Genomic DNA, 25,282 nt, shown 5'->3' with positions numbered 1-25,282 from the left:
GGCAAGAATCATCGGGCAAGAATCAGGCTGACATTGCTGCCGCCGAAAGCAAACGAATTGCTCATCACGTACTGCTCGCCGGCGCCGCGCGGCAAGAAGCGTTCGCTCTCGACGAGATCGAGCGCGGGCAGCGCGGGGTCGGCCTCGCCGTCCCACAGGTGGCGCGGCAGCGCGACATCGTCGCGCGCGAGCGTGAGCCATGCGAAGCCGAGTTCGGTCGCGCCGGCCGCGCCGAGTTGATGGCCGGTCAACGGCTTGGTGCCGCTGGTCGCCACGCCGCCGGGGAACACGCGCGCCATCAGATGCGCTTCCATCTCGTCGTTCTTGCGCGTGGCGGTGGCGTGCAGATTCACGTAGCCGATCGCCGACGGCGCGATGCCCGCATCGGCCAGCGCCCCGCGCAACGCGAGTTCGCCGCCCGCGCCGGTGGGATCAGGCGACGAAATATGATGCGCGTCGCTCGATTCGCCGACGCCCGCGAGCCGCACCGCCGCTTCGTCGCGGCTCATGAGAAACACGGCCGCGCCCTCGCCCACGTTGATCCCGCAGCGGTTGCGGCTCATCGGATTGGTGCGCACGCCGCTGGTCGATTCCAGCGATGCGAAACCCTGCACCGTCAACTCGCACAATGAATCGACGCCGCCCACCACCACCGCATCGCACAGTTGCAGTTGCAGCAGCCGGCGCGCCGACGCGAACGCCTTCGCGCTCGACGTGCAAGCGGTCGAAATCGTGAACGCTGGGCCATGCAGGTCGAGCACGGCGGCGGCGAACGGCGCGGCCGTGCCGATTTCCATTTGCCGGTAATTGAAGTTGGCGGGCAGATCGCCCGCCTGGGCCTGATAGACGAACGCGGCTTCGGCCGCTTCGATGCCCGACGTGCTGGTGCCGAGCACCACGCCGATCCGATCCGCGCCGAAGCGCGCGCGCGCGGCGTCGACCGCGGGTGCGATCTGCGCGAGCGCGGCCAGCAGCAAGCGGTTATTGCGGCAGTCGTAACGGGCGAGCGCGGCGGGCGGCGCCAGATCGAGCGGCGCGAGCACGCTACCCACGAACGCCTCGCCGATGCCCGTGTGCGCGTTCGCCATGCCGGGCGCGCGAGCGGCGGCGAGCGCGGGAACGATACGGTCGAGGTCGCCGCCGAGCGCGTTGATCATGCCGAGCGCGTGTAAATAAACCGATGGCGCATTCATGCGAGCCTCCTTGATTCCGATGGCATGCCGATCGGCGCGAGCAGCACCGATACCGCGATGCCGAGCGCGAGCGTCGCGCCGAAGCTCTTCAACGCCGGCATCGCGCTCATGCCGAGCATGCCGAACGACAGCAGCGTGGTGGCCGCCGAGAGCAGCACGCCCGTCCACACTGCGCCGAGATCCGCGTCCGCGCGCAAACAGCCTTCGCGCAGAAACACCGCATAGTTTGCGCCGACGCCGAGCACCAGCATCAAGGCGAGCCAGTTGAACAGATTGAGCGGCACGCGCGCGTAGCCGAACACCGCGAGTGTGACGCCCACCGCGAGCAGGACCGGCAAGGTGACGGCGATGCCGCCGCGCGGGGCGTAGCGCAGCATCAGCAGCACGAGCACCAGCGCCAGCGCGCCGCCGAGCCACCAGCCGCTGTCCACCCGGTAAGCGCCGAACAGCTTCGACACGCTCGCCGCCTTGTCGACGAAAGCGACGCCCGGCACCGCCTGGGCGGTGGCGATCAGCGCGGCTTCGTTGCGCGATGTGACGCCTTGCGGAATCACCACGGCCGCATAGGCTTGCGTGTTCGAATCGACTTGGCCCAGCCAGAGATGCCTGTACGGTTGCGACCAGGGCGCGGCGAGCCATTTATCCACCGTCAGCAAGGGCTGCGGTTGCGCGAACGCCGCGAGCCACGCATCCGCGACTTCGTCCTTGAAGCCCGCTTGCAGCAGCGTGGCGCGCAACGCGGCGGGATCGTCGAATACGTGCCGTGCGAGCAACGCGCGGTCTTCGGTCTGCTGTTTCGCGGACGGCACGAACTGCGCCACCGATTGATAGCCGCCGACCTGGTTCGCGGTGCCGCTCAACGCATCGAGCTTCGCACCCAACGCTTCGGCGCGTTGCAGCACGCGTTCCGGCGTCTCGCCGCGCACGACGAAAAACTGTGCGCTGTTATCCACGCCGACCGCCGCGCGCACTTTGTCCTCCTGCGCGACGAGCGATGGATCGCGCTCGATCAGCAGATGGATGTCGTCGTCGCTCGTCAAACGCAGCCAGCCGGGAATCGCGACGATCAGCAACAGCGCCGCCACGAACCACGCGCGCTTGCCGCCAATCGCGCGATGCCACACCGTCAGCCCGCGCGCCGCGCCGGCAAAGAGGCGCTGCGGACTGCGCTTCGGCGCGTGCGTGAGCAGCGCGGGCAGTAGCCACAGCACGGACGCGAACGCCGTCACGATGCCCGCGATCGCGAAACACGCGATCTGCTTGAGCGCGGGAAACGGCACCCACATGAGGATCGCGTAACCGAGCAGGCTGGTCGTCAGCGCGACCGTCAATGCCGGGCGCACCGTGCGCGCGCCGCGACGCGAATCCCAATCGCGCTGCGCGCCGAGATACACGACGAAGTACTGGATCGAGTAATCGACCGCTTCGCCGATCAGGCTCGCGCCGAACACGAGCGTCAACAGATGCAGCTTGCCGAACACCAGCATCGTCACGGCGAGCGCGCAGACGATGCCGAGCGCCGTCGACACGAAACCGAGCAGCAATAGACGCGGCGAGCGGAACACCCACATCATCAGCAACGCGATGCCGCACAGCGACGCGACGCCGATCAGATGCACCTCGTGTTCGGAGGCGCTGCGCGCCGATTCGGCGTAGAACACGGCGCCGGTTCGCGCGACCGAGACGTCGGGGAACGCCTGCTTCAACGCGTTTTCGCCTTGGGCGAGCGCGGCGAGCACGGCGTGTTGAGTTTTCGATTCGTAGGCGGAGCCCCGCAACGTGGCGACGATCAGCACGCTCGTGTCGGCGCCGCGATGCGCGACCAGCATGTTGTCTTCGAGTTCGAGGTTCGACGTGGCGAGCGGCAGGCCGCCGAGCCAGTGTTCGAGCCAGCCGAACGGATCGTCGGCGAGCGGCGTGGTCAGGCCGCCGCGCAAGGGGCTGTAGATGCGTTGGGCGAGCATGCCCGCCAGCGCCTTGGGGGCTTCTTTGGGGGCGTCCCCCGCCGTGGCGCTCGACGCATTGCTCGTCGCCAGGGCCGCGCGGTCGGACGGCGTCAGCAAACCGAAGCGGTACGGCATGTACAAGGCGGCGATCCGCGACAAATCGAACGGCGGCAACTCCGCCGTGACCGAACCGAACGCCCCGCTCTTTTGCAGCGACGCGCCGAGCTGCTTCGCCGCCGCTTTCGCGTGCGCGTCATCGTTGCTGCTGACGAGAAAAACCGTGCGGTCGCCGAGCGCGCTCGCGAGCGTATCGACCGCTTTTTCGGCGACGGGGTCCGCTTCGGTCGCGGGAAGCAAGGCGAGCAGATTGGTCTGCAACGGCGACGGTCCCGCGAAACGCCAGCCGCAATACAGCGACGCGACGAGCGCGAGCAACAGCCATGCGGCACGTATGCCCCACACCTGTTTCGCGGATCGCTGTTGCAGCATGTCCATCACGGCGCTCCGAGCAGCGTGCGCTCAGCCGGCGCGAGTTCGGTCACCGCCGCGCTCTTCGCGAAGTCGAGCTTCGTGATGTCGCCGTTCGCGAGCGTGATGCGCAAGCTTTGCAGATAGTCGCCGCCATTCATCTGCAAGCCCTTGATCGATTGCGCGATTTGCGGCTGGTTCGGCGTGAGCTGCATGCGCCATTGCGCGGCGCTGCCCTCGGCCTGCACGTCGAATTGCGAATACAGCGCCGACAGATCGCCGCCGAGCATCGCACGCATCATCTTCGAAACTTGCGCGACGCCGCGCGTGCCTTGCGCGCCGCGGGCCGTCACGCGCCGGCCGTTGGCGTCGACTTCGGTCACGCCGCTGTCGGTGATCACATAGGTGGCCTGGTACGGTGTGTCGATCCGCCAGATCACGCCGCGCTCGCGGAAAAACAGCAGCGAGCCGGTGCTGACGAGCGGCTGCTTCATCGCGGCAAGCGTCTGGGTTTGCGTGAATTGCGCACGCACGCCTTTGGCTTGCGCGAGGTGTGAAGCGATTTGGGAGACCAGGGCGGGGTTGCCAGTGGGCGTTGTTTCCGCGGCGCGGGCCGTGGCCGGCCAGCTCACGATGGCCGATACGCTCAGCAAGCATGCCGCGCTTGCCATGCTTGCCACGCTCAATCCGATCAAACGGCCCGCTGCCGTGCGGCGCAACTTCATCGTCCCCATACGCGCTCCAGCTTGGCGAACACGACCGGCGGCGACACGAACTGCAACTCCTGCGTCGCGGCGTCGACGGCGACCTGGATCGTGTAGCCCTTCGTCAGCCGCGTGCCGGACCCGCAATCGACGATTTCATAGCCTATTTTCAGGCGGTTTTCGTGTTCGAGCAGTTCGGTGCGGACTTCGATCCGCTGGCCGTAAGTCGCGGGCCGCACATACTTCAGATGCGCCTCGACGATCGGCCATAGATAACCCGAAGCCTGCATCTCGCGATAGTCGTAATCGAACGCGCGCAACAAAGCCGCGCGGCCAATCTCGAAGTACTTCAGATAGTGGCCGTGCCAGCACACGTTCATCGCGTCGACATCGTGAAACGGCACTTCGACCATCGCGCTTGCCGTGAGCGTTTTGCGGGAGCGGGTCATGCGTTCGCGCCTCCGCGATAGTCGTGCAGCAATTCGCATGCGGCGATGCGCGCGGTCAGCGCGCGCAGTTCGTTTTCCAACGCGCGGTCTTCGTCGACGAATGGCGACTGCGCGCTCACGCTGTCGATAAACGCTTGCAGCGGCGCGGGAATCGGCGTGGCGCTATCGATCTTCAAACGCAGACGCGCGGCTTGCACCGTTGCGAGCGTATGCGCGGCGGCGACCTGCTCGGTCAACTCGAGCACGCGCAAGCAGTCGCGCGCGGCGATCGTGCCCATGCTGACCTTGTCCTGGTTGTGCGCCTCGGTCGAACGCGAAAAGACGCTCGCGGGCATCGTGTTCTTCAGCGCCTCGGCCGTCCACGCGGACGACGAAATCTGCACGGCCTTGAAGCCATGATTGATCGCGGCGCGCGCGGGCGCGGCGCCCGACAGATTGCGCGGCAAGCCGTTGTTGAAATTCACGTCGACCAGCAGCGCAAGCTGACGGTCCATCAGATCGGCGAGATTGGCGACCGCGACCTTCAGCGAGTCCATTGCGAACGCGATATGACCGCCGTAGAAGTTGCCGCCGTGCAGCACGCGTTCGTTGTCGGGATCGATCAGCGGATTGTCGTTCGCGCTGTTCAGCTCGTTCTCGACGTCGCGGCGCACCCATGACAGCGCGTCGCGCGCCACGCCGATCACATGCGGCGCGCAGCGAATCGAATAGCGGTCTTGCAGACGATGCCCCGGCGTATCGTCGCGTCCGCTCAGATCGTCGCGAATCCACGCGGCGGCTTCGGCCTGGCCGGCGTGCGGCTTCACTTCGAACAGCATGGCGTCGAAGTGCGCGGCGCGGCCGTCCAGCGCCACCGTGGAGAGCGCGGTCAGGCGCGCGGTGAGCCGCGTCAGATGATCGGCGCGGGCAAACGCGAGACAGGCGAGGCCCGTCATCACCGCGGTGCCGTTCATCAACGCGAGACCTTCCTTCGGCGCGAGCGTGAGCGGCGCGTGGCCGAGTTCGCTCCACACGTCGCGCACATCGCGCAAGCGGCCTTCGAACATCACGTCGCGCTCGCCCGCGAGCGCCGCGGCCACATACGAGAGCGGCGTCAGATCGCCGCTCGCGCCCACCGAGCCTTCGGACGGAATGCGCGGCAGCACGCGATGATTGATCAGGTCGGCAAGGCGTTCAAGCAAGACGGGGCGCACGCCGGAAAACCCATAGGCGAGCGAGTTGAGCCGCGCGGCGATCACGGCCAGCGTTTGCGCGTCGTCGAGATGCCGGCCCATGCCGCAGCCGTGATAACGCGTCAGTTGCAGCGGCAAGGCTTCGACCAGGTCCATCGGCACGTCGACCACGCATGCGTCGCCGTAACCGGTATTCACGCCGTAGACGGTCGCGCCCGCCGCCAGATGACGGCGCAGGAAATCCGCGCCGCGCTGAATGCGCGCGCGCCACGCCGGATCGGCGCTCAACGCAACCGGCGCGCGATGGTGCGCGATCGCGACGACCTCTTCGATCGTCAGCTTGCGCGCGCCGATCAACACCGGGTCTGCATTTGCGTTTTCGTTTGCGCTTGCGCTCGGCGTTTCGATCAGATCATGTTCGGCCATTCGCGCCTCGCTTGGGGCTGGCCCAGAAATCGAAGAAATTGAACCATTGATAAGGAGCCTTGCGGCAATAGTGTTCGAGCCGCGCCGCGTAGCGCTGCGCCCACGCGGCGAGATGCTGCGCGCGTTCGCGGCGCGGCAACTCGATGCGTTCGGCGAACGGCTCGAAATACAGGCGATAGCCGCCCCGCTCTTTCAGGCAGAAGAACAGATAGACCGGACAGCCCAGCGCATGCGCGAGCACGTAGGGGCCTTGCGCGAAGGGCGCGGCCGAGCCGAGAAATTGCGCTTCGGTGGTGCGGCCCGCTTCGTGCGCGGGAACGCGGTCGCCGACGATCACCAGCAGCTCGCCCGCATCGACACGCTCCTGCATCATCATCGCGGTCTCCGGTCCGAAGTCGCTGACTTCGAGCAGATGCCGGGCGAACTCGCTGTTGGCCGACGCCAGCACGCTATTGAAACGCCGCGCGTGCTCCGTATAGACGACCGCCGTGACCTTCGCGTATGCGCCGCGCGCGGCGAGCGCGCGAGTCATTTCCAGGTTGCCGAGATGCGCGCCGATCACGAGCGCGCCCTTGCCGCTTGCGACCAATGCCTCGAACGCGGAAGGATCCTCGAACGTGACGTCGGCGGTATTCACGCGGCCCGACCATGCGGCGAGCTTGTCGAAGCCCGATTGCGCGAAGGCCAGCATGTGCCGGTAGGCGGACAGCCAGCCGGGGCGCGGCGTATCGTCTTGCGGCGCGGCCTCGCCGAGACGTCTGAAGTAGTTGCGCGACGCCTCGCGCGCGGCGCGGCCCGTCAGCAGGAAATACGCGACGATCGGATGCAGCCAGAGCGAGGTGAAGCGTCGGCCGAACAGCTTGCAACTGAGCGCGAGCAAGGACATGCCGAGGTGAGAGCCGCGTTCGGCGATACGCCACCAGTCTTGCGCGCTTTCCGCGGTTGCGGTTGCGATAGCAGAGCGGCGCGGCATCAGCTTGTGCGCGAGCAGCATCGGCAGACGCCACAGCATCCCGAACACGAGCCGCGTATGACTGCGGCTGATGCGCACGTTGTCCCACAGCACGTCGAAATGCGAGACGCCGTCGGCGGCATACGTGACGCGCGTCGGAATCGAACGGAACGCCGCGCGCCGCCAGTAGAGGCGCACGAGAATCTCGATGTCGAAGTCCATGCGCGTCGGCAACCGCACGCGGTCGATCAGATCGCAGGCCAGCGCGAGCGGATAGAGGCGAAAGCCGCACATCGAATCGCGGATCGTCAGCGAGAGCGTTTCGATCCATACCCATACGTGCGTCAGATAGCGGCCGTAGAGGCGCGCTTTCGGCACGCTCTCGTCGTAGACCGGTCGGCCGAGGATCACCGCGCCCGGGTCGGCACGCGCGGCGTCGATGAAACGGGGCACGTCGGTGGCGTCGTGCTGGCCGTCGGCGTCGATCTGCAACGCGTGCGTGTAGCCCGCCGCGCGCGCGGCGCGCAGGCCCGCCATCACCGCCGCGCCCTTGCCGCCGTTGACCGGCAAACGCAGCAGCGTGAGTTGCCCCGCGTATTGCCGCACGAGCGCGGCGAGCACGTGCTGGGTCGGCTCATCGCTGCCGTCGTCGACGACGAAAACGGCCAAGCCGTGCACCGCGAGATGGGCGACGGTCCCGCCGATCGCGTCCTTGTGGTTGTAGATCGGAATGACGATGCACGGAGCGAAGCTCATCACGCGGGCTCCCGATACACGATCACACCGGATGCGCAGTCGCGGCCGCTCAGCCGATAACTGAACTGCACGCGCCGGCGCGCGGCGTCGTGAGCCAACGTGAGATCGAGCACCGCGCCGGGCGGCACCGGCGCCATGAACTTCAGGCGGTCGATCGACGCAACCGCGCTGACGGCCGGCAGATGATCGGCGGCGAGACGCATTGCCCAATCCACCTGCACCACGCCCGGCAGAATCGGCAGACCGGGGAAGTGGCCGGCGAAATGCGCGAGCGTCGGCGGCACGCGCAGCTCGTAATGCAGCGTGTCGCCGCTGCGCGCTTCGGCGAGCACTTCCACGCCCTCGGCGCGCGGCTCGAAAGCCGCCGCCACCGCGGCGACCGGCAGCTTGCCGCGCGCGTCGAACGGCAAGGTCACGCGAAACCGCCAGTGGCGCGGCAGCACGACCACATCGAAATATTCAGCGAGATGACGGCGCAGCGTTTTCGCGAGCAGCACGCGACCTTGGCCGCGCAACGCCGCGCTGCCCGCTTCGGTCAGCGCCACCACGGCGCCGACGCGCTCGCGCGAAGCGCCTTCGAGCGGCACGATCGCCGCTTGCACGACATACGGATGCAACGCGAGCCGCGCTTCGAGTTCCGGCAGCGAGACGCGCTTGCCGTCGAGCTTCAGCACGCGATCGAGCCGGCCTTGCAGACGGAAACGGCCGTCGGCGTCGAACGCGATCTTGTCGTCGGTGCGATGCCAGCCGTCGTGATCGAGATGCGGCGAGCGGACGTTCAGCGCGCCGTCTTCGTCGCGACGCACTTCGATGCCGGTCACCGGTCGCCATGCGTCGCCCTGATCCTGGCGACGCCACGCAATGCCGCCGGTTTCGGTGCTGCCGTAGATTTCGAGCGGCGCGGCGCCGAAGGCCGCGGCATATTCCTGCGCGGCTTCCAGCGCGAGCGGCCCGCCCGACGAGAAGAACGCGCGCGGCGCGGGCGTCAACGCGGCGAAGCCGGGCAGCGCGGGCCAGCGCGACAGTTGCGCGGGCGTCGAGACCACCACGGTCGCGCCGCAGTGCCCGATCTGCGTTTGCAGATGCAAGGGTTCGATGCTGACCGCGCGGTCGAACGCGCGGCCCGCCGCCAGCGGCCACAGCACGCGAAACAGCAGGCCGTAGATGTGATGATGCGGGACGCTCGCGAGCATGGTCGCGTCGCCGACCAGCGCGCCCCACTGCTGTTCCAGCGTGTGCACTTCGGCGTTGAATTGCGCGAGCGTCTTGCGGATCGGTTTGGGACGGCCGCTGCTGCCCGATGTGTAGAGCGTGAGCGGGGCTTGCGGATCGATCGTGTATGCGGTGGGTGCGCCGCGCGGCGCATCGGCGGCGTTGGCGTTGGCGTTGGCGTTGGCGTTGGCGTTGGCGTTGGCGTTGGCGTTGGCGTTGGCGTTGGCGTTGGCGTTGGTGTTGGCGTTGGCGTTGGTGTTGGTGTTGGTGTTGGCAGCAGCATCCCACACGAAGGGCGGCAGGTCGGCGTCGCTCAACACCACATCGTAGGCGTCGGCGAGATCGGCCAGATAGCCCGGCGTCGCATTGGCCGGAATCACCGGCTCCTTGCCGCACGCGAACAGCGCAAACAGCGCGCACGAGAAATCGAACGGATCGTCGATGCACAACGCGTAGCGTTGCGCGGACCGCTCCCGCACCAACGCGGCCAATGCCGAGACGCGCGCGCGAAACGCCGTGCGATCGAGCACGGCACCGCCATCGCGGCATACCGGCGCATTCGCCGCCGAAGCCTCGGCCGTCAACAGATCATGCAGCGCGATCATGCGGCCTCCGAACGCGCGGCGCGCGGCAGCACCACGAGATAACGCCAGATCACTTCGGCCACCAGCAGCACGCCGATCAGCCCATAGGCGATCGCGCCGTTATAGAGCGACCAGCTCGCGCGGCTCCAGTACAGCGCCGTATAAGCGGAGAACGCGCCGTTCAGCGCGAAGAACACGCACCATACCTGGGTCACGCGCCGCGTATGGCGCACCGCGCGAGGCGGCAGATCCGGATTGCCCAGGCGCGCAAATTTTTCGATCATCGTCGGCCCGCGCACGAGCGTCGCGCCGAACGCGATCAGCAAACCGAGATTCACGAGCGACGGATAGAGGCGCAACAACAATTCGCTGTTGGTGAAGACGATCGCCGCGGACGCGCAGCTCAGCAAGCCGACCACGGTCCAGTCGATCGTCGAAAGACGCCGCAGCGAAGTCGCGACCGGGCCGCTGCCGGCCCAGCGCTGCAGCCACAGGATCGCGAACAGCATGCAGCCGACATAGCGCGGCGTGTCCCAGCGCCACGCGCACAGGATCAGCGCGGGATACGCGAGTTTCAACAGCACCTGCAAGACGGTTTTGGCCCAATGGCGCCCCGCGCGAGGCGAGGCCTGCGCGACCCGGTCCGACGCCGCCTGCATTCGCGGACGCACGGAATGCATCAGCCCTGTGCCGCCAGCAGCGATTCGACGGCAACGATCACGTCGCCGACGGTGCGCACCGATTTGAACTCCTCGGGCTTGATGCGGCGGCCGGTCATTTCCTGCAGCTTGATCGCGAGGTCGACGGCGTCGATGCTGTCGAGATCGAGGTCTTCGAACAGATGCGCCTCGGGCGTGACACGCTCGGGCTCGATCGCGAAGTTCTCTTTGAAAATGGCGCGGATGCGCTCAAGAATCTCAGCCTCGGACACGGTTTATTCCCCCTTCTTTGTAGTTTCGCCGACAACCTGCGCCGCTTCGCGCTGACTCGCCACCAGCGCGGCCAGCGTGCTGATGGAGCGAAAGTGCTCGCGCGTGCGCTCGTCGTTCGCCGCGATGGTCAGTTGGTATTGTTTGCGCAGCACGATGCCGATTTCCAGCGCGTCGATCGAATCGAGACCGATGCCGTCGGTATCGAACAACGGTGCGTCGTCGTCGATATCGGCGGGGCTCAGGTCTTCCAGATCGAGAGCTTCGATCAGAAGCTGTTTAATTTCCAGTTTTAAAGAATCCATAATCGAACAGGTGCCGGGTAATGTGTGCCTCGACGGCGCTCGTCACGCTGCGCGCGGCGAGAGCCGGTGTAGTGTCGTCGTCCGCGAACTGCTCGACGCCAAGCGGCTCGAGCACGTTCACACGTATGCGGAACGCGCGCGCCGGCACGTCGTACCAGCGCATCTGCTTGGTGAACGCGGGCGGGTCGCAATCCATCAGCACCGGCACGATCGGCGCGCCGGCCTTCAACGCCATGTGCGCGAAACCACGCGAAAACGCGTGCAGCCGGTTCGGCGCGGGGCTGCGCGTGCCTTCGGGAAAAATGATCATCGTATAGCCTGCCGCGAGCTGCCGCGCGCCGGCTTCGACGAGATCGGTGGGATCGGCATTGCTCACGTATTCCGCCGAGCGCACGATGCCCCAGAAACAGGGGTTGCCCCAATGCGCGTTTTTCACCACGCAACAGGCATGCGGGGTGAGCGACAGCAGCACCATCACGTCGAGGTAGGTCGGGTGATTGGCGACCACGATCGCCGGACCGCCGGCGCGCAACATCCGCGCGCCCGACACCTCGAGTTCCATCACGCCGATGCGCTGCAGCACCGCGACCAGCGCGCGGAAAAACCAGTGAATCACGGTCGTCACCGCGAACTGGCGCGACGCGCGATGCGGCCACAGCCACGCGAACGGAAACACCAGCACCGAAAACAGCAGTCCGCACACGCCGAACACCACGAAGGCCATGCCCGTCGCGCAGAACCGCCAGATGTAATCAAGCCGCGCGATCATGCCAACTCCAATGCCAGATAACCCCGGCGCCTTGCCAGGCGGTGGTCGCGCCGGTTTCCAGACAGTGCAGCAGCGCCTGGCTTTGGGTCGCGAAACGCTCGGCGGGGGGCGTGGGGCTTGCCTTGTTTGTTTCGCCTGCCTGGTTTGCCTCGATTGCCTCGATTGGCGGCGCTGCCTGAGCCTCGCCGGCCGCGGACCGCGTGCACGTCAGGCGCCCCGTCGCCGCCTCGTCATCCAGCAGGATCGCGATCGCGCCGCCCTGCACTTCGTCCTCGATCGTGCCGTAGGCTGTGTCGGCCGGTTCGTCAGCGTACACCAGCAGCACGGGCGCGCCCGGCTCGGTGGCGTGTTGCGCGTAGGCTTCCAGCAGCGCGTAGCCGAGCGTCTCGGCGCCGGCCGAGATCGCGCTGGCCGCCGAGCGGTCGCCGCGCGCGATGCCGAACACGCCCGTCATCGCATTCAACACCGACAGGCTGAACGCGGTCGGCGAGACCGGCTCGCCCGCGCTGATGGCGCGCAGAATGTCGGTGGTGCGCCGCAATTCGCCGTGGCGCGAGGCGAATACGACCCGAACCTCGTTCCGCGCGACACAATCGTGCGCAACTTTCAACGCGGCTTTGGACAGCGTGCTCAGGCGACGCCGCACGATCGGCTCGATAAAGCCGATATCGGGTGGTGCGGATGCGGCAGCAGGCCAGCAAGACCAGCGAGCGACCGGAATGGTCCAGTGCGGATCGGGCATATCGGTGTTCGCGCGTAGAAGCAGGGAGAGGCTGAAGCGCCTGACGGAATACACAGCCGTCACAGCGTGTAGGCGCCGCGCGGACCGGCAATCTCCAGCCGGGGTCAAACCAATCGTCTTTTATGTAGGTTCAGCGGATTAACGGCACTTTGGTCCGATTATTAAGTGCCTTTTGATATTTGTTGGTGGATGGTCTCGGGCTCCTTGGGTCGCCGGAATCATACTGAATATTCTGGATTAAATCAGCCGGAAAAGACGTATCTATCTGTAATCCGTCTCGCCAGTGCCACGGATCCGCGAAGTAGCCGTTTCGCGCCGGTCCGGCGGCCCCGCCGCCCTGATCGGATCGGGTGCGGGACGGTTTGCGACGCTCCCCGGCGGCGCGATGCCGGGGATTAACGGACACATACTTTCATTTAACTTTCCACGAACTGTTTCACCTGGGAACATCTCAATAACGTCGGCCGGCGCGTGAGCGAGCGGCTATCCATGCAGTCCAAGGCCCGCTTCGCCGTGCCAACCAATCGCGCCGTTCCCGTACTGGCCTGCGGCGTCCCCGTTGCGCATAAGGACAGTCACGCCTGCTATACTCCGTCCCTCATTGGGGAGTAGCCGCCCCGCGGCACGTCCGCACCGCTGTCCGGTGCATCGCACGTGCGGTTCGCGGGGGCGTCTGTCAACACACTTGGCCTGTACGGCCATGGCAGCCGCAGCCTCTGGCCTGGCGAGACCGATGATCCACACGCGCCGCAAGAGGGCCCGGCGTGTCGTGGGTCGTCGCTCGTTCACATCTCGGCCCGGGGAACCTATACAACGTGGATCACGCTTTCATCATTTCGACCGGAGCGGTCGCGCTCGCCGAGATCGGCGACAAAACACAACTGCTCTCGCTCGTGCTGGCCGCGCGCTATCGCAAGCCGCTGCCGATCATTCTCGGCGTGCTGACCGCCACCCTCATCAATCACGCCTGCGCCGGCGCGCTCGGCGCGTGGCTCGGCTCGCTGCTCACGCCGACCATCATGCGTTGGACGCTGGCGGTATCGTTCATCGGCATGGGCTTGTGGATTCTCGTGCCGGACAAACTCGACGCGGACGAAGCCGATACCAGCCGCACGCATTTCGGCGTGTTCGGCGCGACCGTGGTGACGTTCTTTCTTGCGGAGATGGGCGACAAGACGCAGATCGCGACGGTGGCGCTCGCCGCGCGCTTTCACGATTACGTCGGCGTGGTGGCGGGCACCACGGTCGGCATGATGATCGCCAATGTGCCGGCGATCCTGCTCGGCGACCGCTTCGCGCATCGCCTGCCGACGACGCTCGTGCACGGCATCGCGGCGGTGATATTCATCGTGCTGGGCGTGCTGGCGTTGTGCGGCGTGGGAGTTTAGCCGTGGTTCGCAAGCGCGGCCGGGCCTGAGGGCGGCGGTGCAACGCCCGCCTCACCGCGCGGCGCATCGCGGCGCGCCAAAGAAAACGGCCCGGCGAGGATGACCTGCCGGGCCGTTTGAGCCGTGCCACAGCCGACGCCTTTTGCGCGCGCCGGCTTCGCACCGCTTGCCTACTGCACCGCTTTCGCGCCCGACGCCGGCGCCGGCGCGGCCGCTGGCGCGGCGCCGGTCGCGGCCACTTCGTTCGAGGCGCCGCCGTTCTTGTCGAGCGGAATCTTCACCGTGCGCACCACGCCGTTGCCGATCGGGAAATCGGCCAGCGCGCTGCGCGCCAGATACGGCATGGCCCGCACCAGCGACGACTCGCCGCCCGAGTTGCGCGCCGTTACGTTATAGACCTCCTTGCCGGTGGCGCGCTCGGTAATCCGCACGCCCAGCAGATGCGTGAAGATCGGGTAGCTCTGATTCACGTAAGCGGTCGGAAACGGACCCCAAGGCCCCCAGGGACCCCACGGATCGAACGGCCTTCCCCAATAAGGCGCCGGCCACGGGTTGTAATACACCGGCTCGGCGACCGTCACCATGTCGGAGCGAATGCCATACGAGAGCCCGACCAGGTAACGCGCCTGCGCGGTGTCGACCTGGCGGAACGCATGCGCGGCGAGTTCGTTGGCGACGATGCGCTCGTAAGTGCTGAGTTCCAGATTGTTCTGCTGATCCGCCGCCCGCGTGAACGCGTAGGTACGGGTAGCGTCGCTGCCGCTCCAGTCCGAGAACGCGGTGACCTGGGTGGTGACATAGGTGGTGCAGCCGGACAGCAGTACCGTCAGCGCCGCCAGTAGCAGCGTGGCGCGGCGGGTCCATCGATTGATTTTCATGGTCTACCTCGTGAAGCCTCAGTGTTGCCTCTGCCTTGGGTTCTCCCATTCATACGGCTTATCCGCATGGGCGCCCGATAATACGCTGACCTGGCGGTTCGGTAAAAAGTTCGGCCCGCACGATCCGCCGAGGCTTTGTACAATGGCCCGACAAGCCCGGCTGGTCTGCGCTTTCATTGCCCTTCATATGGCCTTCATATGAGCTTCAGGCAGCCGGCCGCTCAAGTCCCATCACCACAGAACGCCATGGCCGATACCGCAACGCCCAATGTGATCCGCCGCGCCGATTACGCGCCGCCTGCCTTCCTGATCGACACCGTCGCACTGGAGTTCGATCTGGTCCCCGAACGCACCGTCGTCAGAAACACGATGCGCGTGCGCCGCAATCCGGACGCGTCGCGCGCCGCGCACCTGGAGCTGATGGGCGAGCAACTGGAGTTCGTCGGCGCCGCGATCGACGGCAAGCCCTTCGCCAATGCGCATGCGCATGAGCACGGCTTGCTGCTCGACAACGTGCCGGACAGCTTCGAGCTCACGCTCACCAGCATCTGCAATCCGGCCGGGAACACCACGCTGTCGGGGCTCTATGTATCGAGCGGCAACTTCTTCACGCAGTGTGAGGCCGAGGGCTTTCGGCGCATTACTTACTTCCTCGACCGTCCGGACGTGATGGCGACCTTCACGGTCACCCTGCGGGCGAGCAAGGCGGATTATCCGGTGCTGCTGTCGAACGGCAATCTGCTCGAGGAAGGCGATTTGCCGGACGGCCGCCATTTCGCGCGCTGGGAAGATCCGTTCAGAAAGCCGAGCTATCTGTTCGCGCTGGTCGCGGGCAAGCTGGTCGCGCTCGAGGAACGCGTGAAAACCGGTTCGGGCAAGGAAAAGCTTTTGCAGGTGTGGGTCGAACCGCACGATCTCGACAAGACCCGTCACGCAATGGATTCGCTGATCCATTCGATCCGCTGGGACGAAAAACGCTTCGGGCTCGCACTCGATCTGGACCGCTTCATGATCGTCGCGGTGAGCGACTTCAACATGGGCGCGATGGAGAACAAGGGGCTCAACATCTTCAACACGAAGTACGTGCTGGCGAACCCCGAGACGGCAACCGATACCGACTTCGCGAACATCGAGGCGGTGGTCGGCCACGAGTACTTCCACAACTGGACTGGCAATCGCGTGACCTGCCGCGACTGGTTCCAGTTGAGCCTGAAGGAAGGCCTGACGGTGTTCCGCGATCAGGAGTTTTCGGCCGACATGGCCGGCGGCCAGAGCAACGGTAGCGACGAAGCCGCGCGCGCCACCAAGCGTATCGAGGACGTGCGCGTGCTGCGCCAGATGCAGTTCGCCGAGGACGCGGGTCCGATGGCGCATCCGGTGCGCCCGGAAAGCTACGTCGAGATCAACAACTTCTACACGATGACGGTCTACGAGAAAGGCTCGGAAGTCGTGCGGATGTATCAGACGCTGTTCGGCCGCGAGGGTTTTCGCAAGGGCATGGACCTGTACTTCGAGCGTCATGACGGGCAGGCCGTGACCTGCGACGATTTCCGCCATGCGCTGGCCGATGCGAACGGCCGCGATCTGGCGCAGTTCGAGCGCTGGTACAGCCAGGCCGGCACGCCGCGCGTGTCCGTGCGCACGAAGTACGACGCCGCGCAGCAGCGCTACAGCGTGACGCTCACGCAAGGCTATGGCGAGGCCGCGCCTGCCGCGCGCGAAACGCAAAAGGGTCCGCTGCTGATTCCGTTCGCGATCGGCCTGATCGGCAAGGACGGCCGCGACCTGCCGCTGCAACTCGAAGGCGATGCCGCGGCGTCGGCCTCCACCACGCGCGTGCTCGAGTTCACGCAGACCGAACAGACCTTCACGTTCGTCAATGTGGCGCAAGACCCGCTGCCCTCGCTGCTGCGCAATTTCTCGGCGCCGGTGATCGTCGAATACGACTACTCCGCCGAACAGTTGGCGTTCCTGCTCGCGCACGACAGCGATCCGTTCAACCGTTGGGAAGCCGGCCAACGGCTCGCCACGCGTGAACTGCTGGCGCTCGCCGGACGCGCGGCCACCGGCGTTGCGCTGGAACTCGACGACTCGGTGGTCGCCGCGTTCGCCCGCGTGCTCACCGACGAAACGCTCTCGCCTTCGTTCCGCGAACTGGCGTTGATGCTGCCGTCCGAAGCATATCTCGCCGAGCAGATGGCGGAATCCAATCCGGCCGCCGTGCACGCCGCGCGACAGTTCGTGCGCAAGCGCCTGGCGAATGCGCTCAAGAACGAATGGCTCGCGGTGTATGAACAACATCGCACGCCCGGCGCATATGAAGCGACACCCGAGGCCGCCGGTCATCGCACGCTGAAGAATCTCGCGCTGTCGTATCTCGTGGAACTGGACGATCCGGCCGACGCCGTGCGCCTCGCGTCCGCGCAATACGATGCCGCGAACAACATGACCGACCGCTCGGCGGCGCTTGCGGCGCTGCTCAACGCGGCGGCTGCGCATGGCGGCGGCGCGCAGGCGCAGCAGGCGCTGGACGACTTCTACCGGCGCTTCGAGAAGGAGCCGCTCGTCATCGACAAGTGGTTCGCGCTGCAAGCCACGCAGCGTGGCAGCGCGCAGCGACCGGTGATCGAGATCGTGCGCAAACTGATGACGCATCCGGCCTTCAACCTGAAGAACCCGAATCGCGCGCGCTCGCTGATCTTCAGCTTCTGCGCGGCCAACCCGGCGCAGTTCCACGCCGAAGACGGCTCGGGCTACGCGTTCTGGGCCGACCAGGTGATCGCGCTCGACGCCATCAATCCGCAAGTGGCCGCCCGCCTCGCCCGCTCGCTCGAACTGTGGCGCCGCTTCACGCCGACGCTGCGCGAGGGCATGCGTGCGGCGCTGGAGCAAGTGGCGTCGCAGGTGAAATCGCGCGACGTGCGCGAGATCGTGGAGAAAGCGCTCGCGTGATGCACACCTGAAAGCTGTTCTTGCATCGGAAAGCCGGCACGTGTTGCCGGCTTTTTTTCGTCCCGCGCGTGTGCGTGTGCGTGCGCGTTTGCGAGTCGGCCGGCCCGCGGCGCTCAAGGTTAGCCATCCGGACGACTGTTCGTTTGACGCCGGCGGAGTGAAAGTAAACGCATCCATTTAACTCTTTACGTTTAACGCGATGCGTTATATCATCCCATGATCACGACATTCGGCGACAAGGCCACGGCGAGAATTTTTCAGGGCAAGTTCGTGCACTCACTGCCGCTTCACATGCAGGCGCTCGCGCACCGCAAGCTGCTGATGATCGACGCCGCCAGCTCCATCCACAGTCTGCACGCGCCGCCCGGCAACCGGCTCGAAGCCTTGCAAGGCCGGCGCAGCGGGCAATGGAGTATTCGGATCAATGCGCAATGGCGCATCTGTTTTCATTTTGTCGACGGAGAGGCGCTGAATGTCGAGATTGTCGACTATCACTGACTATTGGGAGACCGGCATGGTCATCAAACGCTCCGATCTGAACAGCATCGATTTCTCCGACATCGATACCGGCGACAGCATCCCGGAGATTCATCCGGGCGAGATTCTGCGCAGCGAGTTTCTGGAGCCGCTCGGCATGTCCGTGAATGCGCTGGCGCTGGCGTTGCGCGTGCCGGCGCCGCGCATCAATGACATCGTGCGCGGCAAGCGCGCCATCTCCGCGGATACGGCGCTGCGCCTCGAGCGCTACTTCGGTGCGAGCGCGCAGTTCTGGCTCCATCTGCAAATCGCCTACGATCTGCGCGTCGCCACCGCGGCGGCCGGCGAGCAGATCGAACGCGAGATCGAACCCATGCCCAAGGCGGACCGCCCGAAAATGCCGAAAGTGTCGGCCGAGCATGGCCGCGCCGCTGCGCTTGCGGCCAGTCTCAGAGGCAACGCCGCGCTCGGCAAGGCGCGCGGCAAAGCCTGAAATTCGCCGCCTCGGCCGGTGTCACGCGCCACCGCCTCGCGCCCTTTGGTTTTTAAAAGCACGGAGCCGGCACAGCGAGCGGGTAAAATCGAGACATTCCTCAAGCCTCCGGAGTACAGCAATGGCTTTGCAACGTCGTACCACTCTCACGAAGTACCTGATCGAGCAGCAGCGCGAGACCAACAACCTGCCTGCCGATCTGCGCCTTTTGATCGAAGTCGTCGCGCGCGCGTGCAAGGCGATCAGCTACCACGTCAGCAAGGGCGCGCTGGGGGATGCGCTCGGCACGGCGGGCAGCGAAAACGTCCAGGGCGAAGTGCAGAAGAAGCTCGACATTCTGTCGAACGAAATTCTGCTCGAAGCGAACGAATGGGGCGGCAACCTGGCCGGCATGGCGTCCGAGGAAATGGAGCAGTTCTTCCCGATTCCGGCCAATTACCCGAAGGGCGAATACCTGCTGGTGTTCGATCCGCTCGACGGTTCGTCGAACATCGACGTGAACGTGTCGATCGGCACGATCTTCTCGGTGCTGCGCTGCCCGGACGGTCAGCAGCCTACCGAACAATCGTTCTTGCAGCCGGGCACGCAACAGGTCGCCGCGGGTTATGCGGTGTACGGCCCGCAAACCGTGCTCGTGCTCACCACCGGCAACGGCGTGAACTGCTTTACGCTCGACCGCGAGCTAGGCTCGTGGGTGCTCACGCAAAGCGATATGCGTATTCCGGTCGAAACGCGCGAGTATGCGATCAATGCGTCGAATGAACGCCATTGGTATCCGCCGGTTCAGCAGTACATCGGCGAATTGAAGGCCGGCAAGGAAGGCTCGCGTCAGAGCGACTTCAACATGCGCTGGATCGCCTCGATGGTGTCCGACGTACATCGTATTCTGAACCGCGGCGGAATCTTCATGTATCCGGCGGACAAGCGCACGCCCGACAAGCCGGGCAAGCTGCGTCTGATGTACGAGGCCAATCCGATGTCGTTCATCGTCGAACAGGCGGGCGGCGCGGCAACCAACGGCGAGAAACGCATTCTCGACATTCAACCCAAGAGCCTGCATGAGCGCGTGGCCGTGTTCCTCGGTTCGAAGAACGAAGTCGACCGGGTCACCCGCTACCATCTCGAAGCGAAAAAGTGAGTTCAGGGGCTTGCCAAGCTGATAAAGAAGTCCCTATAATCTCGATTCTCCTGATGCCGGAATAGCTCAGACGGTAGAGCAGCGCATTCGTAATGCGAAGGTCGGGGGTTCGATTCCTCTTTCCGGCACCAATAAGTTTCAAGCAAAAAGCCCAGTCCTCGCGACTGGGCTTTTTGCTTTTCAGGTTCTCTGTATCCGCTACTGGCGACTCGTTCATGCAAGCCGAACCGCGCTCCTTCGACGACCGCCCCGCGAGGTCACGGCGACGAAATTATCGCGCGGCAACGGTGGCGTTTCATCACCGCGCGGGGCGCCATGATCGCCGAGGAATCGCCTTCCGAATTCCACCGATAGAGGGGTATTCGATGAAACGGTATGTGAAGGCGGAACACATAACAGTCACCGTGGCGACCGCGGCAGCCAAGGCCCAATAGTGTGCCGGCGACAGGTCCGCGACCGGCGTGTAGTGATTCACCAAACGCGAGGCGAGATACAGCACCCAGTTGTGAAGCAGATACACGCTATAACTAAGAAGGCCCAGAAGCCGTGCGGGACGACAGGTGAGCAAGCCGAAAAGGGAATTACCCGCCGCGAAGATAACAAAGGGAGCGAAGAGCAAAGCGGCGCCGAGCGGCGTATACGTATTAGCCTGGTAAAGCGCTGTTGCAGCAATGCAGCCAAGCGCGACAACTGAGCCAGTCAACCCCGCAGCCAGTTCCCGTACCGCCCTGACGCGGACCAGATGAGCGGCGGCACAGCCACCGACGAAAAACCACTCGATCTGCGTCGGTGAAAATAGCGCGATGCAGAGTCCCGCACCCGTCGCCACAACCCAGGTTCGACCGCCGGCAGCAAGCGCTGCGGCGAACGGCAGGATCAAATAAAACTTCCACTCGTAGACGAGCGACCAGAAAACAGTGTTGATCAGGCCGGTCTGCTTAAGCCCATTGATATCCGGTGCGCCGGGAATAGTGAAAAGCAACCAGGATGCGATTTGTTCGGCGATGTCGGCGAGCGGCACCGAAAGGCGGAAATGTGTCAGCGCCGCGGCTGTAGCGATGACAAGTCCCGCGCTCGCAAGGTACATCGGCACCAGACGACGAACGCGGGACGCATAAAACTTCAATGTGTCCATGCCGCCGCCGTTCTCGATAACTCGCCCCCAGAAAAGGAAAGCGGTGATCATGAAGAAAAAGGCAACCGAGCCGCGTCCCAGAAAGGTGTTTAATCGCGACGGTGTCAAATCCCATGATCCCGTTCGATAAAACTGTTCGTTGATTACGACGTGATGCACCAGGACGCCCAATGCCAGATATCCGCGTAGACCGTCAATTGCATGGAATCGGCTGGAAGAGATTTCGCGCTGTAAAACGGACTTGAAGAAGCCGAAGCGGGCGAGACAAATTGAAATCGCCATTGAAATAGCGATGACAAGCGCAACGCCGGATACGAGGTCGGAGCCGCCAATCTGCATGGGAACACGCCGAAAAAGCGGCAATTATAGCCAGAGGAGGCACGCTGTCCTCTGCCGTTGGCGCGACACCCACGCATTGGCGAGAGATCGTTTCCCTTTTACTCATTCCGGCGGAGCCTGGCAATTTCCAGCAGCGTCGAGAAATACCAAACTTCTTGCTTCGAGATTCAAGCAAAAAGCCCAGTCCTCGCGACTGAGCTTTTTGTCTTTCCGCACTTTCTATAGCCGAGTCGCCATTGGCTGCCACGGCAACCCAGGCGCCGCATTGCACTTACTCGCCCACGCGCAGCCTGTCGTATTGACCGGTGATCGAAAGATTGCGGGCCACGACGGGATCTTCAACAATCGCCGTCTCGTTTCGCCGAGTCCCGTATGCAACGACCGCTTCCTGCGGTGCCGACGGGAACCACAAGATCCGGCCGGCACATTCGATTCCGACCTGGCGTCCATTCCAGTAGACAGCGTTTTCCATGACGAACTCTCTGAAGGGCGAACACAGCCATCTTCCGCGCCAGTCGCGGCGCTTCCGTTATCCACCGCACTCAGGGCCGCGGATAGCTGCTTCAATGATAGGCGGCGGTGACGGCGCGAACCGGCCTGTCATTTGGCGGCGATGTTTTGGCGCGCGAGGATGGCTGCATGGGCCTGCGGAAAACCTCAGCGGACTTTGGCCGATGTGGGCCAACGCTCGTGTCAGGAAGAACGGCGCTCGTCACAACCCCGCGGACAATGCGCTTTTTCGATGCGAAAAAAGCGGTTTTTCCGGCGACGGGCGTCTTGCGGCGATGGCCAGCGCGCCGCCGCCCGGCTTCGACAAACTGACCGAGCGCAACTTCCGGATCGTCGCGGAACTGGAGACGGTCGCGAATCTGGCCGGGCGCCCCATGGCACAAGTCGCGCTGAACTGGCTGCACCAGAAGCGTGGCGTATCGAGCATCATCGTGGGCGCCACGCGGGCGGATCAGTTACAGGAGTCGCTCGGCTCGCTGGACTTCACGCTCGCGCCCGAACTGGTCGCGCGGCTCGACGCCATATCGGAACCCGCGCGCCCATTCCCGTATTACATGTTCGCGGACGGACATCAAGCGCGAATCCACGGAGAAGTGGAAGTCGCCGACAAGCCAGCGGCCTACGCCAAGCCCGTGAAGATTCCTGCGTCGAGCGCGTGAAAGCGCAGCATGTTTGTTTACCGAAACGCTCGAAAGCGTACTTACCCGTCAACGATATCGGGGTATCAATCGTTTACTGACTGAATGGGTTGAATGAAATGGCGGGCGGGATCGGTAAATAACGGACGTGCGATTCGCAAGACGAAAATCGTGCCGATTCTGCATTGCACAAAATCGCGGATGACCTAAAGATCACCATCGATGGCCCGCCTACCGAATCAACCGAAAAATTTTATTCAAATACCATGTTGCATTGCCGCCATGTGCCGTTAAAGCAACAAAGAACATTTCAGTCGCATCAGATACTGGTGCGAAACGGGGACCGAGGCAGATAATCGGTTTGTAAAGGAGAGAGACCATGGATGCCAAACCGCCGAAGATTCCGACCCCGGATAAAGTTTTTAGTCCGGATCCGGAGCCCGCTGGCGTCGAATTTTTGGGTGCGGAATTGCCTGAGCACGTTCGCGCTTTTTTCGACGAACAACGCAAGTCGTGCGACTCGAAATAATCGAGCAGTGGCGCGATGCAGCATCGGCGTCCGCGCGTGCCGCGGGCGGCGATGGGGTGCACGCGTCCCACGAGTCGTTTGATACTCATCCGGGCAAGCGGCACATGGCCGGTTGAGTTCGGCGCCGCCCTCGCGACGCGGACGTGTCTCGTCCGCAGTCCCGCGACGTCGCCGCGCTTGTTTTCCGCCGGTCGGCGCATCCGTTCCCGCACATCGTCTATCCTTCTGTTTTTTCTTCGACGGCCGCTCGGCCCACGCCCGCCTTCCATGAATCGTTCGTATCGCTTCGGCGCATCATGCGCGCTTATGTTCCTTGCGGCCCTCGCGTTCGCGCCCGTCCCAGCCATCGCGGACGGCGACGACACCGCCCTCACCAATCTGATCGCGCTGGCTTCGCAACGTCTCGCATTGGCGGAACCTGTCGCGCGCTGGAAGTGGGCGAACCATCGGGAGATCACCGACACGCCGCGGGAGAACGCGTTGCTTGCCGACGTCGAGAAGCGCGCCGTGGCGGCGAATGTGGACCCGGCGTTCGCTCGGGCCTTCTTCCAGGATCAGATCGACGCAAGCAAGGACGTGCAAAACGCGCTGTTCGCCTCGTGGCGCAGCAGTCAGCCGCCCGAAGGGCCGGCGCCGGATCTCGCCACGAGTACGAGACCGCAGTTGGACCGGCTGACACAGTCGCTCGTGGCCGGGCTCGCACGCGTGCAGCCGCTGCGCGCCGCGCCGGATTGTCCGTCGCGTGTGGCGCAATCGCTGGCTAACTGGAAATCGCTGACGCGCTACGACTCGACCCGTTCGGGCGCGCTGACGCGCGCGCTGGGCCATGTCTGTGAAACCGGTGGAGTGGGCGCGACCGGTTGATCATGCAAGCTTGAGAGCCGCAGACCTGGAGCGGTTGCACGGGGGCGGCACGCGAATGCCGGGTGCAACTCGCTTTGAGCGGGAAGCGCTTAGACGAGCTCCTTCAAGCAGGACTCGGCACGGGGGTGTCACTCGATACACTCAGCGGCATCAAGCGCAAGCCGCGCGCGAGATGGCTCTGCAGGATGCGATACGTCGATGGTTCGAATGGTCCCGCGACGCTCGAAGCATGCAACTGCGCGGCCTGCGCAAGCGAAGACGCGTGGCCGACGTAATGCCACCGGTCGACAACGTGAAAGGCGCGCGACTGCGACGCCTCCTCCCGCTCCTCGAAAACAACCGGCCCCGGAAACGGCCACGGCGCATCCGCCGGATCGCTCTTCGTGACGCGCGGCACACGGTTATGACCGGGGCGCAGCGTGGCGATCCACTGCGCTTCCGCGAGCATCGCGCCCAATTCGCCGCCGGTCGCGCGCCATTCGACACGACGCACCTGCTGAGCAAGCCGAATATCCTTTGACGAACGCCGCTCGCCGGTCAAATGTGAGCGCAGCCGTTGTCGCACGCGCACACTTCGTCCGACGTACAGCGGCAGGTCTGCGTCTCCATAGAACACATACACGCCGCATCCGGCCGGCGCCGTATCGAGCAGGTCTTCCGTGATGTCCCCGGCAAGCTGGTAACGCCGCGTGGTGCGCTCGATTTGCGTCCGCAAGACGTCCAGCGGTACGAGGCCGTGCAGACGCTGCCAGAACTGCCAGATCAGATCGGCGTCGGCCAGCGCGCGGTGGCGATCCGACGGGACGAGTGCGTGCCGTTCCACCAATGCGTCCAGCCCGTGGCGCTTCTCCGCGGGGAAAAGCGCGCGCGACAGGCGCACCGTGCATAGCACGTCTGGGTCGAACGCGAGTCCCACCCGGCGAAACTCGCCGCGCAAAAAGCCGCGATCGAAACTGGCGTTGTGCGCCACGAACAGCTTGCCGTTCAGGCGCTCGAACAGTGCCGGGGCGATGGCGTCGAAGGTCGGCGCGCCGCGCACCATGGCGTTCGTGATGCCGGTGAGCTGCTGAATAAAGGATGGAATCGGCTGCTGCGGGTCGACCAGGCTGCTCCAACGCGACACGCCAGCAGGTCCCACTTCGACTACGCCGACTTCGGTGATGCGATGCTCGCTGGTCGAGCCTCCGGTGGTTTCAAGGTCGACGAAAGCGATGGGTACATTCAGGGCCGGTTCCGGCGGAAACTGTTCAGACATGAAAGAAGATACTTTGGACGCGTGGCTTTGCGGGAAGTATGCACCAGTTGGCTGCTGCGTACTCGAACAGCATGTCGTT

24 protein-coding genes, 1 tRNA gene and 1 riboswitch are annotated in these 25,282 nt (G+C 64.7%); of the genes, 9 read left to right on the top strand and 16 right to left on the bottom strand.

Features of this window, described 5'->3' with window-relative positions:
• Positions 1-8: 8 nt before the first annotated feature.
• The 12 genes from ACTJLC_RS12950 to ACTJLC_RS12895 are packed head-to-tail and all read right to left on the bottom strand — an operon-like array spanning position 9 to position 12,607.
• Positions 9-1,193 (bottom strand): beta-ketoacyl-[acyl-carrier-protein] synthase family protein, encoded by a 1,185-nt coding sequence (locus tag ACTJLC_RS12950; protein ID WP_310130148.1) that lies wholly within the window; start codon positions 1,191-1,193, stop codon positions 9-11.
• Positions 1,190-3,634 carry an MMPL family transporter gene (locus ACTJLC_RS12945; protein ID WP_310130146.1) on the bottom strand — a complete coding sequence of 815 codons (2,445 nt, stop codon included), beginning with the start codon at positions 3,632-3,634 and terminating at the stop codon, positions 1,190-1,192. Before ACTJLC_RS12945 ends, ACTJLC_RS12950 begins: the two co-directional genes overlap by 4 nt.
• Positions 3,634-4,341: a LolA family protein gene (locus tag ACTJLC_RS12940; protein WP_310130143.1), complete on the bottom strand. Its 708-nt coding sequence runs from the start codon at positions 4,339-4,341 to the stop codon at positions 3,634-3,636. Before ACTJLC_RS12940 ends, ACTJLC_RS12945 begins: the two co-directional genes overlap by 1 nt.
• The gene (locus ACTJLC_RS12935) at positions 4,329-4,760 is read right to left on the bottom strand and encodes an acyl-CoA thioesterase (RefSeq protein WP_114163054.1); all 432 of its coding nucleotides are present in this window, start codon (positions 4,758-4,760) and stop codon (positions 4,329-4,331) included. Before ACTJLC_RS12935 ends, ACTJLC_RS12940 begins: the two co-directional genes overlap by 13 nt.
• A complete protein-coding gene (locus ACTJLC_RS12930) occupies positions 4,757-6,358 on the bottom strand; it encodes an HAL/PAL/TAL family ammonia-lyase (RefSeq protein WP_310130140.1) in 1,602 nt (533 codons plus the stop codon). Before ACTJLC_RS12930 ends, ACTJLC_RS12935 begins: the two co-directional genes overlap by 4 nt.
• Positions 6,345-8,066, bottom strand: coding sequence for a glycosyltransferase family 2 protein (locus ACTJLC_RS12925; RefSeq protein ID WP_440844153.1), 1,722 nt, complete (start codon positions 8,064-8,066; stop codon positions 6,345-6,347). The genes ACTJLC_RS12930 and ACTJLC_RS12925 overlap by 14 nt, the downstream gene beginning before the upstream one ends.
• Positions 8,066-9,883, bottom strand: coding sequence for an AMP-binding protein (locus ACTJLC_RS12920; protein ID WP_440844151.1), 1,818 nt, complete (start codon positions 9,881-9,883; stop codon positions 8,066-8,068). The genes ACTJLC_RS12925 and ACTJLC_RS12920 overlap by 1 nt, the downstream gene beginning before the upstream one ends.
• Positions 9,880-10,542 (bottom strand): hypothetical protein, encoded by a 663-nt coding sequence (locus tag ACTJLC_RS12915; protein WP_073427117.1) that lies wholly within the window; start codon positions 10,540-10,542, stop codon positions 9,880-9,882. The genes ACTJLC_RS12920 and ACTJLC_RS12915 overlap by 4 nt, the downstream gene beginning before the upstream one ends.
• Positions 10,542-10,793: an acyl carrier protein gene (locus ACTJLC_RS12910; RefSeq protein WP_073427116.1), complete on the bottom strand. Its 252-nt coding sequence runs from the start codon at positions 10,791-10,793 to the stop codon at positions 10,542-10,544. The genes ACTJLC_RS12915 and ACTJLC_RS12910 overlap by 1 nt, the downstream gene beginning before the upstream one ends.
• 3 nt (positions 10,794-10,796) lie before the next feature.
• Complete coding sequence (locus ACTJLC_RS12905) at positions 10,797-11,096, bottom strand: phosphopantetheine-binding protein (protein WP_073427236.1); 300 nt, start codon at positions 11,094-11,096, stop codon at positions 10,797-10,799.
• The gene (locus ACTJLC_RS12900; RefSeq protein ID WP_073427115.1) at positions 11,071-11,865 is read right to left on the bottom strand and encodes a lysophospholipid acyltransferase family protein; all 795 of its coding nucleotides are present in this window, start codon (positions 11,863-11,865) and stop codon (positions 11,071-11,073) included. The genes ACTJLC_RS12905 and ACTJLC_RS12900 overlap by 26 nt, the downstream gene beginning before the upstream one ends.
• Positions 11,849-12,607 carry a beta-ketoacyl synthase chain length factor gene (locus tag ACTJLC_RS12895; protein ID WP_310121532.1) on the bottom strand — a complete coding sequence of 253 codons (759 nt, stop codon included), beginning with the start codon at positions 12,605-12,607 and terminating at the stop codon, positions 11,849-11,851. The genes ACTJLC_RS12900 and ACTJLC_RS12895 overlap by 17 nt, the downstream gene beginning before the upstream one ends.
• Positions 12,608-13,198: 591 nt before the next feature.
• Positions 13,199-13,364, top strand: a riboswitch (yybP-ykoY riboswitch).
• Between the two features lie 58 nt (positions 13,365-13,422).
• On the opposite strand from ACTJLC_RS12895, the gene ACTJLC_RS12890 reads away from it, so the two are divergent.
• Entirely contained in the window at positions 13,423-13,995 is a 573-nt protein-coding gene (locus ACTJLC_RS12890; RefSeq protein ID WP_114163567.1) for a TMEM165/GDT1 family protein, read from the top strand.
• 170 nt (positions 13,996-14,165) lie between these two features.
• Here the strand turns inward: ACTJLC_RS12890 and ACTJLC_RS12885 are convergent, their stop codons facing one another.
• Positions 14,166-14,873, bottom strand: a complete 708-nt coding sequence (locus ACTJLC_RS12885) for a DUF4136 domain-containing protein (RefSeq protein ID WP_073427112.1) — start codon at positions 14,871-14,873, stop codon at positions 14,166-14,168.
• Positions 14,874-15,119: 246 nt separating this feature from the next.
• Here ACTJLC_RS12885 and pepN point away from each other — a divergent pair, with 246 nt between their 5' ends.
• The 5 genes from pepN to ACTJLC_RS12860 all read left to right on the top strand — a co-directional run bounded on the left by pepN (position 15,120) and on the right by ACTJLC_RS12860 (position 20,064).
• Positions 15,120-17,825, top strand: a complete 2,706-nt coding sequence (gene pepN, locus ACTJLC_RS12880; RefSeq protein ID WP_310130132.1) for an aminopeptidase N — start codon at positions 15,120-15,122, stop codon at positions 17,823-17,825.
• 216 nt (positions 17,826-18,041) lie between these two features.
• Positions 18,042-18,323, top strand: a complete 282-nt coding sequence (locus tag ACTJLC_RS12875) for a type II toxin-antitoxin system RelE/ParE family toxin (protein WP_073427110.1) — start codon at positions 18,042-18,044, stop codon at positions 18,321-18,323.
• Positions 18,324-18,339: 16 nt separating this feature from the next.
• Entirely contained in the window at positions 18,340-18,795 is a 456-nt protein-coding gene (locus ACTJLC_RS12870; RefSeq protein ID WP_073427109.1) for a HigA family addiction module antitoxin, read from the top strand.
• A gap of 121 nt (positions 18,796-18,916) precedes the next feature.
• Entirely contained in the window at positions 18,917-19,933 is a 1,017-nt protein-coding gene (locus tag ACTJLC_RS12865) for a class 1 fructose-bisphosphatase (RefSeq protein WP_073427108.1), read from the top strand.
• Positions 19,934-19,988: 55 nt separating this feature from the next.
• A tRNA-Thr gene (locus ACTJLC_RS12860) sits at positions 19,989-20,064 on the top strand.
• 167 nt (positions 20,065-20,231) lie between these two features.
• Here the strand turns inward: ACTJLC_RS12860 and ACTJLC_RS12855 are convergent.
• Both ACTJLC_RS12855 and ACTJLC_RS12850 read right to left on the bottom strand, forming a co-directional pair.
• Positions 20,232-21,407 (bottom strand): acyltransferase family protein, encoded by a 1,176-nt coding sequence (locus ACTJLC_RS12855; protein WP_310130129.1) that lies wholly within the window; start codon positions 21,405-21,407, stop codon positions 20,232-20,234.
• Positions 21,408-21,678: 271 nt separating this feature from the next.
• The gene (locus tag ACTJLC_RS12850) at positions 21,679-21,879 is read right to left on the bottom strand and encodes a hypothetical protein (RefSeq protein WP_073427096.1); all 201 of its coding nucleotides are present in this window, start codon (positions 21,877-21,879) and stop codon (positions 21,679-21,681) included.
• A 202-nt stretch (positions 21,880-22,081) separates the two neighbouring features.
• Between ACTJLC_RS12850 and ACTJLC_RS12845 the strand changes: the two genes are divergently transcribed.
• The 3 genes from ACTJLC_RS12845 to ACTJLC_RS12835 all read left to right on the top strand — a co-directional run bounded on the left by ACTJLC_RS12845 (position 22,082) and on the right by ACTJLC_RS12835 (position 23,948).
• Positions 22,082-22,576, top strand: a complete 495-nt coding sequence (locus tag ACTJLC_RS12845) for an aldo/keto reductase (RefSeq protein ID WP_440844145.1) — start codon at positions 22,082-22,084, stop codon at positions 22,574-22,576.
• A gap of 358 nt (positions 22,577-22,934) precedes the next feature.
• A complete protein-coding gene (locus tag ACTJLC_RS12840; RefSeq protein WP_028200145.1) occupies positions 22,935-23,084 on the top strand; it encodes a hypothetical protein in 150 nt (49 codons plus the stop codon).
• Between the two features lie 267 nt (positions 23,085-23,351).
• A complete protein-coding gene (locus ACTJLC_RS12835) occupies positions 23,352-23,948 on the top strand; it encodes a chorismate mutase (RefSeq protein WP_310130126.1) in 597 nt (198 codons plus the stop codon).
• A 103-nt stretch (positions 23,949-24,051) separates the two neighbouring features.
• Here the strand turns inward: ACTJLC_RS12835 and ACTJLC_RS12830 are convergent, their stop codons facing one another.
• Positions 24,052-25,203, bottom strand: coding sequence for an exonuclease domain-containing protein (locus ACTJLC_RS12830; protein ID WP_310130123.1), 1,152 nt, complete (start codon positions 25,201-25,203; stop codon positions 24,052-24,054).
• Positions 25,204-25,282 lie beyond the last annotated feature (79 nt).

It is taken from the genome of Paraburkholderia sp. 22099, assembly GCF_052045835.1.
GTDB lineage: Bacteria > Pseudomonadota > Gammaproteobacteria > Burkholderiales > Burkholderiaceae > Paraburkholderia > Paraburkholderia terricola.
The sequence above is the reverse complement of the archived record's forward strand: the minus strand, read 5'-3'. Positions and strand labels throughout refer to the sequence as shown.

Coding starts and splice junctions, on each gene's coding strand:
- ACTJLC_RS12845 (WP_440844145.1), top strand. CDS start 22,082: ATGTGGGCCAACGCTCGTGTCAGGAAGAACGGCGCTCGTCACAACCCC.
- ACTJLC_RS12870 (WP_073427109.1), top strand. CDS start 18,340: ATGGTCATCAAACGCTCCGATCTGAACAGCATCGATTTCTCCGACATC.
- ACTJLC_RS12945 (WP_310130146.1), bottom strand. CDS start 3,634: ATGGACATGCTGCAACAGCGATCCGCGAAACAGGTGTGGGGCATACGT.
- ACTJLC_RS12935 (WP_114163054.1), bottom strand. CDS start 4,760: ATGACCCGCTCCCGCAAAACGCTCACGGCAAGCGCGATGGTCGAAGTG.
- ACTJLC_RS12950 (WP_310130148.1), bottom strand. CDS start 1,193: ATGAATGCGCCATCGGTTTATTTACACGCGCTCGGCATGATCAACGCG.
- ACTJLC_RS12915 (WP_073427117.1), bottom strand. CDS start 10,542: ATGCATTCCGTGCGTCCGCGAATGCAGGCGGCGTCGGACCGGGTCGCG.
- pepN (WP_310130132.1), top strand. CDS start 15,120: ATGGCCGATACCGCAACGCCCAATGTGATCCGCCGCGCCGATTACGCG.
- ACTJLC_RS12855 (WP_310130129.1), bottom strand. CDS start 21,407: ATGCAGATTGGCGGCTCCGACCTCGTATCCGGCGTTGCGCTTGTCATC.
- ACTJLC_RS12885 (WP_073427112.1), bottom strand. CDS start 14,873: ATGAAAATCAATCGATGGACCCGCCGCGCCACGCTGCTACTGGCGGCG.
- ACTJLC_RS12865 (WP_073427108.1), top strand. CDS start 18,917: ATGGCTTTGCAACGTCGTACCACTCTCACGAAGTACCTGATCGAGCAG.
- ACTJLC_RS12875 (WP_073427110.1), top strand. CDS start 18,042: ATGATCACGACATTCGGCGACAAGGCCACGGCGAGAATTTTTCAGGGC.
- ACTJLC_RS12895 (WP_310121532.1), bottom strand. CDS start 12,607: ATGCCCGATCCGCACTGGACCATTCCGGTCGCTCGCTGGTCTTGCTGG.
- ACTJLC_RS12930 (WP_310130140.1), bottom strand. CDS start 6,358: ATGGCCGAACATGATCTGATCGAAACGCCGAGCGCAAGCGCAAACGAA.
- ACTJLC_RS12840 (WP_028200145.1), top strand. CDS start 22,935: ATGGATGCCAAACCGCCGAAGATTCCGACCCCGGATAAAGTTTTTAGT.
- ACTJLC_RS12850 (WP_073427096.1), bottom strand. CDS start 21,879: ATGGAAAACGCTGTCTACTGGAATGGACGCCAGGTCGGAATCGAATGT.
- ACTJLC_RS12900 (WP_073427115.1), bottom strand. CDS start 11,865: ATGATCGCGCGGCTTGATTACATCTGGCGGTTCTGCGCGACGGGCATG.
- ACTJLC_RS12920 (WP_440844151.1), bottom strand. CDS start 9,883: ATGATCGCGCTGCATGATCTGTTGACGGCCGAGGCTTCGGCGGCGAAT.
- ACTJLC_RS12830 (WP_310130123.1), bottom strand. CDS start 25,203: ATGTCTGAACAGTTTCCGCCGGAACCGGCCCTGAATGTACCCATCGCT.
- ACTJLC_RS12835 (WP_310130126.1), top strand. CDS start 23,352: ATGAATCGTTCGTATCGCTTCGGCGCATCATGCGCGCTTATGTTCCTT.
- ACTJLC_RS12940 (WP_310130143.1), bottom strand. CDS start 4,341: ATGGGGACGATGAAGTTGCGCCGCACGGCAGCGGGCCGTTTGATCGGA.
- ACTJLC_RS12905 (WP_073427236.1), bottom strand. CDS start 11,096: ATGGATTCTTTAAAACTGGAAATTAAACAGCTTCTGATCGAAGCTCTC.
- ACTJLC_RS12925 (WP_440844153.1), bottom strand. CDS start 8,066: ATGAGCTTCGCTCCGTGCATCGTCATTCCGATCTACAACCACAAGGAC.